6 protein-coding genes and 3 rRNA genes are annotated in these 10,014 nt (G+C 61.7%); all 9 read left to right on the top strand.

Going from position 1 to position 10,014, the window contains the following annotated elements; genetic code table 11:
* Positions 1–354, top strand: a 23S ribosomal RNA gene (locus AD664_RS20165); the annotation flags it as partial.
* 137 nt (positions 355–491) lie between these two features.
* Positions 492–607 (top strand): 5S ribosomal RNA (gene rrf, locus AD664_RS20160).
* Between the two features lie 105 nt (positions 608–712).
* Positions 713–828, top strand: a 5S ribosomal RNA gene (gene rrf, locus AD664_RS20155).
* A gap of 183 nt (positions 829–1,011) precedes the next feature.
* Complete coding sequence (locus AD664_RS20150) at positions 1,012–1,647, top strand: hypothetical protein (RefSeq protein WP_053149068.1); 636 nt, start codon at positions 1,012–1,014, stop codon at positions 1,645–1,647.
* 159 nt (positions 1,648–1,806) lie between these two features.
* Positions 1,807–3,312 carry a YdgA family protein gene (locus tag AD664_RS20145; protein WP_053149065.1) on the top strand — a complete coding sequence of 502 codons (1,506 nt, stop codon included), beginning with the start codon at positions 1,807–1,809 and terminating at the stop codon, positions 3,310–3,312.
* Between the two features lie 240 nt (positions 3,313–3,552).
* Positions 3,553–6,033, top strand: coding sequence for a poly-beta-1,6 N-acetyl-D-glucosamine export porin PgaA (pgaA, locus tag AD664_RS20140; protein ID WP_053149062.1), 2,481 nt, complete (start codon positions 3,553–3,555; stop codon positions 6,031–6,033).
* A gap of 12 nt (positions 6,034–6,045) precedes the next feature.
* Positions 6,046–8,043 (top strand): poly-beta-1,6-N-acetyl-D-glucosamine N-deacetylase PgaB, encoded by a 1,998-nt coding sequence (gene pgaB, locus AD664_RS20135; RefSeq protein ID WP_053149059.1) that lies wholly within the window; start codon positions 6,046–6,048, stop codon positions 8,041–8,043.
* A gap of 1 nt (position 8,044) precedes the next feature.
* Positions 8,045–9,400 (top strand): poly-beta-1,6-N-acetyl-D-glucosamine synthase, encoded by a 1,356-nt coding sequence (gene pgaC, locus AD664_RS20130; RefSeq protein ID WP_047736263.1) that lies wholly within the window; start codon positions 8,045–8,047, stop codon positions 9,398–9,400.
* Positions 9,397–9,903: a poly-beta-1,6-N-acetyl-D-glucosamine biosynthesis protein PgaD gene (gene pgaD, locus AD664_RS20125; protein ID WP_053149056.1), complete on the top strand. Its 507-nt coding sequence runs from the start codon at positions 9,397–9,399 to the stop codon at positions 9,901–9,903. Before pgaC ends, pgaD begins: the two co-directional genes overlap by 4 nt.
* Positions 9,904–10,014: the final 111 nt, after the last annotated feature.

The following is a 10,014-nucleotide window of genomic DNA, read 5'->3' as shown; positions in this document are numbered from 1 at the left end:
CTGTTCGCCATTTAAAGTGGTACGCGAGCTGGGTTTAGAACGTCGTGAGACAGTTCGGTCCCTATCTGCCGTGGACGTTTGAGATTTGAGAGGGGCTGCTCCTAGTACGAGAGGACCGGAGTGGACGAACCTCTGGTGTTCCGGTTGTCACGCCAGTGGCATTGCCGGGTAGCTATGTTCGGAAAAGATAACCGCTGAAAGCATCTAAGCGGGAAACTTGCCTCAAGATGAGATCTCACTGGAGCCTTGAGCTCCCTGAAGGGCCGTCGAAGACTACGACGTTGATAGGCAGGGTGTGTAAGCGCTGTGAGGCGTTGAGCTAACCTGTACTAATTGCCCGTGAGGCTTGACCATATAACACCCAAGCAATTTGCGCTTAGAAAGCCAGATTGCGGTGTGGTGAAGACGAAACGAACCGAAAGTTTGCGGCTCACACCCGATCACATACCCGATTCGCTGGAACGCTGAAAAGCGCGCTGGCTCAAGAATTTCTTGACGACCATAGAGCATTGGAACCACCTGATCCCATCCCGAACTCAGAAGTGAAACGATGCATCGCCGATGGTAGTGTGGGGTTTCCCCATGTGAGAGTAGGTCATCGTCAAGATTGAATTCCGAAACCCCAATTGCGAAAGCAGTTGGGGTTTTGTTTTAGTAGAAGTTATCGATTTTCTCCGGCTCGTTGCTGTTGAACGGGCGGGACACAGAATTTCTTGACGACCATAGAGCATTGGAACCACCTGATCCCATCCCGAACTCAGCAGTGAAACGATGCATCGCCGATGGTAGTGTGGGGTTTCCCCATGTGAGAGTAGGTCATCGTCAAGATTGAATTCCCAAAGCCCCTGTCTGCTGACGCAGACAGGGGCTTTGTCGTTTTGGGCCGGTAATCGGATCAAGCGCTGATTGTCCGTGATGCCCCGGCAAACCCCGTTGCCGTTGCTATGCTGTGATAGTCGGGGTGCCTCGAACCAAGGGCCCGCGACGTCACTGGTCATGGGGATTCCAATAATGAAAAACCCTTATGCTCCTGGCTTCTGGTGCGCAATTGCGGCGTTGTTGCTGCTCTCGGCCACTTATTTCTATGGCGTCATGCTCACTCACCAGATCGACAAGGCGCTGCTCTTCCTGGACAGCGCGGCAGCGTTGATCGGTGTGATCTCCATTGCAACCGTGGCCTGGGCGTCCTTGCAAGGCCAACGCATCAAGAAAAAACACCTTGAGCAAGGCAAGACCCTGGTGCTGATCTGGGACACCAAGGTGGCACTGCGGCGAGTGGAGACAGTGTTCGACCGATACTTCTGGGGCAGCTACTGGCAGCCGGGCCGCACTTTCCAGGAAGTCATGGGAGAGCTCACCGGCACTCCGCTGGAAAAGAGTCTCGAAGCTCTGAAGGTCCAATGCGCCGCCTTGGACAAGCAAGTCACCCAGGACGGTTGGCATTGGCTCAATAACGCGCGTGAGCTGTGTGATGTCGCTAACGCCATGGCCCGGGAGCGCTACCAGCTGGATTTCTGCGACTCGCGGGCTGACTCACCTGGCGCCGCGGTGATCAACCGTGATTTCGAAGTTCTGGTCTACACATGGAGCGCCCGGCTCAAGACCTTCGACCATCAACTCGATGAAATTGAAGTCCAATATTCGTAGACCACCTCTCAAGAAAAGGTTTTTACCCCTTTAAACATTGGGCCCGAAGGCCTGCGTGATGGTAATCTCCGCTCCACTTCACGGCGTCGAGCCACACCCCTTTTGCGGGTCAGGGAAGACGACGGCTTTCTTCAACCATGGATATCAATCGGGTCACTCATGAATAAATCAGCAAGCGTACTTCTGGGTATCGTCGTGGCGGTCGGTGCGATCAGCGCGGGGGGCGCGTGGTACACCGGCACCAAGCTCGAAGGCGTGCTGCAAAAAGCGATTGTCGACAGCAACAAGCAAATGCAAACGGCCATGGCAGGTTCCAATAGCACCGCCGTCCTGGAGCTGGTTTCCATGGAGCGTGGCACGTTCAGCAGCACCGCTCACTATCGCCTCAAGGGTGAGGGCGAGGTGTTTGGTGGTGAGCCGGTCGAGCTGCTGCTCGTCGACAAGATCGAACACGGTCCAATCCCGTTCTCGCGTCTGGTAACGCTCAAGTGGTTGCCGGTCATGGCCACCAGCCATACCGAGCTGGAGCCCAACCCGCTGACTGAAAAGTGGTTCGCCGCCACCCAGGGCAAGTCGCCGCTCAAGGGCGTGACCAACCTGGGTTATGACGAGTCCTTCAACGGCACCTATGAACTGTTGCCGCTGGACACCAAGTTGGATGAGAAAACCCAGCTGATCTTCTCTGGCCTGAAAATCGATATGGCCGCCAGTGCCCAAGGGCAGAAGGTCAAGGCTGATGGCTACATGGACAGCATCAAGCTGAACACGGTCAGCGAAGACCAGACACCGGTGCACGTCGAGGTAAACGGCCTGACGCTGGCCAGCAACCTGAGCAAAAGCACCTATGGCTACTACATGGGTGACAACACCGTGTTGCTGAGCAACATCAAGTCCACCTTTGGCGAACCGAAGTCGGTGCTGGGCCTGAAAAACCTGGAGATGAAGAACAGCAGCTCCGAAAACGGCACCAGTGCCTCTGGCCGCGCCGACTACAAGATCGGTGAGCTGTCGTACAACGACAAGACCATCGGTGCTGCGCAGATGGCCGTGAGCCTGAAGAACCTGGACATTCCGGCCACGATGTCGCTCATGCAGCTCTACCAGACCAAGCTGCAACCCTACGAGAAAGCCGCCGCCGAAGCCGCTGCTGCCGGCGAGCCAACGCCTGAGTTGAACCTGACCGAAGCCGAGGAAGCGCAGGTCAAGGCCGATCTGGAGAAGATCCTGGCCGGCGCCCCGCAAATCGCTTTGGAGAACCTGTCGTTCAGTACCGCCAACGGTGAAAGCCGTGCGAGCCTGGTCGTCGACCTGGCCAAGCCGCAATCCATGGACCTGCCGCCTGATGAGCTGGGCCGCCAACTGCTCGCCCTGCTGGAGTTCAACCTCAAGGTGTCCAAGCCGATGCTGGCGGACCTGATCACTGTCCAGGCCCAGATGGAAGGCCAGACGGATGCCAAGATGATCGCCGACCAGGCCGCCGCCACCAGCGATATGTTCAGCGCCATGGCCGTTGGCACGCAGCTGGCGACGCTTGATGGCAATGACGTGGTGACCAAGCTGCACTACGCCAACAATCAGGTGGATTTCAACGGTCAGAAGATGACAGTGGAGCAATTCACCGCGTTCGTGATGAACCAGATTGGTGGTGGCGTCGCGGTCCAGTAAACCGCCTCGCGCTGCATCCAGGCCGGCCCGTGCACTGCACACGGGCCGGTTTTTTTTCGCCCGCGAAACCTTCGTGGAAATCTGAATCGATTCTGAAGAATTGTGGCGTTGCGAAAGATGACCGCTCGGACAGTGCAAAACTACGCCCATTAGAGCTTGGCTGGATTCCTTTGATCCGGCTTCCTGTTTGATGGGCAAGGGGGCACTGCGACCCGGCTGGCCATGTAAGGATGCTGACGAATGCCGCGTACCGTGGGTCCCTTTATTCAACGTGGTTTACGCCCGCTGTTTCGCATGGCGCTGTGCGGTCAATTGTGCTGGCCGATGCTCGCGTTTGCCGACACGGCTTATGACCAGAAGGTGCTCGATGCCCGTGCGGGTCACTACACGCCCGCCTTGACCGTGTTGCGCCAGGTTCCGGCCGGCCAGGCCAGCGCCGGGCAAATCAGTGATCATCTGCAGATCGCCAGTTGGGCCGGCCTCGATGCCGAGGTGGTCGACGTCTATGAAACCCAAGGCCGTTATCGCGACCTGCCGGTCCAGGCACTGAGCGCAACGGCCCGCGCCTATCGCGATCTCAAACGCTGGGACGCGGCGGCGCAGGTGTATCGCCAGGCGTTGCGGATCGACCCACAGAACCCGGACCTGCAACTGGGCTTGGCCCTGACCCAGGCCGATGGCGGCAAACCCGATGAAGCCGTCAGCCGCGCCCGGGCTCTGGTCCAAGCGAAGCCAGCGGACCCGATGCGCCGAATGGCCCTGGGCTACGCCCTGACCCGGGCCAACAATCCCCACGAGGCGTTGTTCGAATACGATCAGGCCTTCGCGCGCGCCGGCCACAACCCCGAAGTCGCCCGCGAATACATCGTCGCTCTGCAACGGGCGCGTTTGCCCGAGCCGGCGCTGCGCCTGGCCCGCCTGCAACCAGGGTTGATCGACCGGGGCATACAGCGCCGCCTGGAAGGCGATGTGGCGGCCGAACGGGTACGCCTGTCGGACATGACCAGCCGCGGCGAACAGGAACGTTTCGTCATTGCCGACCGCGCCCTGGCCGACTACGACAAGCTGCTCGCCACCTGGACCCCGGTGGCGGAGGCCCACGACGACGTGGTGCGTTGGCGAATCGACCGCATGGGCGCCCTCAATGCCCGTGCCCGCCGTGCTGAAGTCATTACCGAATACCAGAAGCTGCTCGCGGAAGGGGTGGGCATTCCGACCTATGCCTTGCGCTGGGTGGCTTCCTCGTACCTGGAGCAGCGGGAGCCGGAGATCGCCGTCGACCTGTACCGACGGATACTCGCGGCGCCGGATGCCGATCCGGCGGACCGCTTCGAAGACAGCACCGCGCTCTACTACGCGCTGCTGGAAAGTGAGCAGTCCGAAGAAGCCCGCGCCTTGGCCGAAGACATGGCCAAGTCCCAACGCCCGCGCATCGAGCTCAAGGGCTTGCCGATCGGCAACCCCAACGACGAATGGATGGACGCCCAGCAGCTGGCTGCCCAGGCCGGAACCTACGGGGCTGATCTGCCCTCGGCCGAGACTCGCCTGGAAAACCTGGTCAGCCAGGGTCCCGGCAACACCGGCATGCGCCTGGCCCAGGCCGATCTGTACCAGGCCCGTGACTGGCCACGCCGTTCGGAAAGCCTGCTCAAGGAAATCGAGGCGACGATCCCGCGCAACCGTGACCTGGAAATTGCCCAGGCCCGTGCCGCGATGGATTTGCAGGAGTGGCGGCAGTTGGATGCGCTGACCGACGACGTGGTCGCGCGCTACCCGGAAAACGCCCACGTCAAACGCCTGCAACGCCAGCGCGAAGTGCACGACATGGCCGAGCTGCGTATCGAAGCCTACACCGGCAAGAGTTATGGCGGCGGCAACGGTGACGCGGGGGCCGTCACCGGTAGCCGGGACTTTGGCATCGAAACGCTGCTCTACAGCCCGCCCATCGACGAAGACTGGCGGCTGTTCGGCGGCACCGGCTACGCCACCGGTGATTTCGAGGAAGGCACCGGCCATCACCGCTGGCAACGCCTGGGCGTGGAGCGGCGCACGCGTGACATGACGCTGGAAGCCGAGGTGTCCAACCACGACTACGGTTCCGGCGACAAACAGGGCGCGCGCCTGGCGATGGCCCTGGACGTCAATGATCATTGGCAGTACGGCGGCAGCCTGGACTACCTCTCGGCGAACACCCCCTTGCGAGCGCTCAACAGCGGCGTCCGGGCCAATGGCGGCAGTGGTTTCGTGCGTTGGCGGGCCAATGAAAGCCGCGAATGGCGACTGACTGTCAGCCCGTCTCATTTCAGCGATGGCAATAACCGCCTCGAGACCCAGTTGACCGGTCGCGAGGGCCTTTACAGCGCGCCGCGCCTGCAAGTGGAGCTGGGGCTGGAGGTGGCGGCCAGCCGCAACAGTGGTTCCAACGAAGTGCCCTACTTCAACCCCAAGTCGGACTTGAGCGTCATGCCGACGGTGCTCGCCAACCATGTGCTGTATCGCCGTTACGAAACCACCTGGAGTCAGCAATTTCAGGTCGGCGCGGGGGCCTACAGCCAGCGTGACTACAGCACCGCTGCCACGGGATTGCTCAGCTACGGTCAGCGTTTCATCTGGAACGACGTGGTCGAGGCCGGTGCCGCTCTGAGCTGGCTCAACCGCCCTTACGACGGCGATCGCGAAAGCGACCTGCGCCTGCTTGTCGACCTCACCTACCGCTTCTAGAAGAGTTTGAAGATGCCTGTCATTTCGCGATTCATCCTTCTGCTGGGGGTCTTGCTGATCAGCGCTTGTGCCCAGCAGGCCCCGGCCTTCACGCCGCCCGCGCAACGCCCCGTGGCCGCCAACGATGCGCCGTGGCCGAAGAACCACGTGCTCGGCATCGCTTACCACGACGTCGAGGACCTCGACCCGGACCAGGCCCTGGTGGCGGTGCGCACCGAGCGACTGATCGAGCAACTGGCCTGGCTGCGGGAAAACAACTACCAGCCGGTGACCGTGGACCAGATCATCACCGCTCGCAATGGTGGCCCTGAACTGCCGCCGCGTGCGGTACTGCTGAGTTTCGACGACGGTTACTCGAGTTTCTACACCCGCGTCATGCCCATTTTGCGCGCCTACAACTGGCCGGCGATCCTGGCCCCGGTCGGCAGCTGGGTCGACACACCGCTGGATCGACCGGTGGATTTCGCCGGGGTGCCGCGCAAGCGTTCCGAGTTCCTGACTTGGGAGCAGATTCGCGAAGTGTCGAAGTCGGGCCTGGTGGAAATCGCCGCCCACACCGACGCCAACCACAAGGGCGTACTCGCCAACCCGCAAGGCAACCAGCAACCGGCGGCGACCACCCGCCGCTACGATCCCGCCACCGGTCGCTATGAAACCGAGGCCGATTTCCAGGCGCGCTTGCGCAAGGACGTCGTGGCCATTTCCGAAAAAATCCGCAAGGTCACCGGCTATAGCCCACGGGTCTGGGTCTGGCCTTACGGGGAAGCCGACGGCACTGCGTTGCAGGTGATTGGCAGCGAGGGTTATCAGATGGCCCTGACCCTGGAGGATGGACTCGACAGCCTCGATAACCTGATGAGCGGCCCGCGCTTTTTGGTGGCTTCCGACCCGGATGGCGCCCATTTCGCCGAGAGCGTGGTGTCCGTGCAGACGATGGACCCGATGCGCGTGGTCCATGTCGACCTCGATTACGTCTACGACCCGGACCCGGTGCAGCAGGAAGCCAACGTCGGCAAGTTGATCCAGCGCATTTCCGACTTGGGCGCCAACACGGTGTTCCTGCAGGCCTTCGCCGATCCGAAGGGCGACGGCCTGGTGCATTCGCTGTACTTCCCCAACCGTCACCTGCCGGTGCGGGCCGATCTGTTCGACCGGGTGGCCTGGCAACTGCGCACCCGGGCCAATGCCAAGGTCTACGCCTGGATGCCGGTGCTCAGTTTCGCCCTGGACGCGAAACTGCCGCGGGTGCAGCGCTGGAATCCCGAGACCGGCAAGACCGAGGTCGCTGCGGACCAGTACGTACGGTTGTCGCCGTTCGACCCGGCGGTGCGCAAGGTCGTCGGCGAAATCTACGAAGACCTGGCGCGGATGAGCTCGTTGGATGGGGTCCTGTACCACGACGATGCGGTGTTCTCCGACTTCGAGGACGCCGGCCCCGCTGCGCTGAAAGTCTACGCGGCCAACGGCTTGCCGACGTCCATGGCGGCCCTGCGGGACGACCCGGCGACGATGCAGCGCTGGACTCGTTTCAAGAGCCGTTACCTGATCGACTTCACCCATGAACTCACCGCCAAGGTCCGGGCGATTCGAGGCCCGCAGGTTCTGACGGCGCGCAATCTCTTTGCCGAGCCGATGCTCAACCCTTCGAGCGAAGCCTGGTTTGCCCAGAACCTCGACGATTTCCTCAATGCCTACGACTGGACGGCGCCGATGGCCATGCCGTTGATGGAAAAACAGACGCGCCAGCAATCCGGCCCCTGGCTGGAGCGCCTGGTCCAGACGGTCAAGTCCCGCCCCGGAGCCCTCAAGCGCACCGTGTTCGAATTGCAGGCGCGTGACTGGGACAGCCAGCCGGTGGCCGACATCGACGGCGAACTGCTCGCCGACTGGATGGGGCGCCTCAAGCGCCAGGGCGTGACCAGTTTCGGCTACTACCCGGACAACTTCATCGAAGACCAGCCCGCTGTGAAAACCGTGCGGCCGGCGCTCTCCAACAAGTGGAATCCTTGACATGCTCGACAGACTGCTCGCCCTGCTGGTGCTGGCGATCGTCCTTGGGGTGCCCCTGGGCCTGATCTTCCTGGTCACCGGGCAATTCCTGATGGACTTCGTGTTCTTCTATCCGTTGTTCATGTCCGGGCTGTGGATCGCCGGTGGCCTGTATTTCTGGCTGCACTGGGAGCGTCACTGGCCCTGGCAGGACGACACCTTGCCGCCGCCCCTGGCCGGCGAGCCGCTGATCAGCATCCTGATCCCGTGCTTCAACGAAGGTGACAACGTCGCCGACACGATTCACGCGGCGCTGGGCCAGCATTATCCGAACATCGAAGTCATCGCCATCAACGATGGCTCGAAGGACAACACCGCCCAGATGCTCGACCAACTGGCCGCCGAGGACCCGCGCCTGCGCGTGCTGCACCTGGCGGAAAACCAGGGCAAGGCCGTGGCACTGCGCATGGGGGCCATCGCGGCGCGCAGTGAGTACCTGGTGTGCATCGACGGTGACGCGTTGCTGGCGCCCAACACCTGCGCCTACCTGGTGGCACCGATGTTGGAGAACGCCCGCCTTGGCGCGGTGACCGGCAACCCGCGTATCCGCACCCGCTCGACCTTGATCGGCCGGGTCCAGGTCGGTGAGTTCTCCTCGATCATCGGCCTGATCAAGCGCACCCAACGGGTTTTCGGGCGGATCTTCACCGTCTCCGGCGTGATCGTCGCCTTCCGACGCACGGCCCTGCATCGGGTCGGCTACTGGAGCCCGGACATGATCACCGAAGACATCGACATCAGTTGGAAGCTGCAACTGGACCACTGGAGCATCTTCTACGAACCCCGTGCGCTGTGCTGGATCCTCATGCCCGAAACCCTGCGCGGCCTGTGGCGACAGCGCTTGCGCTGGGCCCAGGGTGGTGCCGAAGTGCTGTTCAAGAACATCCGTGGCATCTGGCAGTACCGGCACCGTTATCTGTGGCCGTTGCTGTTCGAATACTGCCTGTCCACCGGTTGGGCCTTCACGTTCCTGTTGTCGGTGATCTTCTGGGGCGTTGGCAAGTTCGTGGCGTTGCCGGCGGCCATTGCCGTCGATCACCTCATGCCACCGGCCTTCACCGGGCTGCTGCTGGCGGTGGTGTGCCTGATGCAGTTCGGGGTGAGCATCCTGATCGATCGCCGCTACGAAAAAGGCCTGTGGCACATCATGTTCTGGGTGGTCTGGTACCCGCTGGTGTTCTGGCTGATCAGCCTGTTCACGACCTTGGTGAGCTTTCCGAAAGTGCTGTTCGGCCAGCATCAGAAGCGGGCGCGCTGGGTCAGCCCGGACCGCGGTATCAAGCCGTTCGATGATCAGGAAGAGGAAGTGATCCGATGAAAATTATCAGGACCCGACAGCGACCTTTTCTGGTGGTCATCGATGCGTTCATTACCGTGCTGGCGTGGGTCGGGCTGTTGTACCTGCTGGTCAACGGGCTCTGGCCGCTGTTCGACAGCCACGCCGGCCCGCACCTGGGCGGCTCGCTGGTCGATACCCTCGCGACCTTGCAGGTGTATGGCTGGATCGCACTGGTCAACGCGGTGTTGCTGATCGCCTGGGCGCGGTATCAGCAGCGCAAGAGCCGCAGTTTTGCCCAGCGGCGGCTGCCGGCGCCGGTGGTGGACGACCAAGGCTTGAGCGACAGCTTCAAGTTGACTGACGAACGCCTGGAAACGCTGCGCCAGCCGGGCTCGAAGATCATCCACAATAATCAGGACGGCGATATCAGTCACGTCGTGCCGCATTTCCACCTGCTCGGCCCTGACCTGCAACCACCGCCCCTGGCCCCGTTGGAGCGGCCGCGGATCATCCACCTGCCGGCCGATCAGTCGGTGCACTGATAGACGCTACAAAACAGTGGGCGCGAGCTTGCTCGCGATGGGGACGGTTCATCGATATTGACGTCGACTGACCCACCGCTATCGCGAGCAAGCTCGCTCCCGCAGTGGATT

The organism is Pseudomonas sp. P97.38 (assembly GCF_001269745.1).
Lineage (GTDB): Bacteria > Pseudomonadota > Gammaproteobacteria > Pseudomonadales > Pseudomonadaceae > Aquipseudomonas > Aquipseudomonas chlororaphis_E.
The sequence above is the reverse complement of the archived record's forward strand: the minus strand, read 5'-3'. Positions and strand labels throughout refer to the sequence as shown.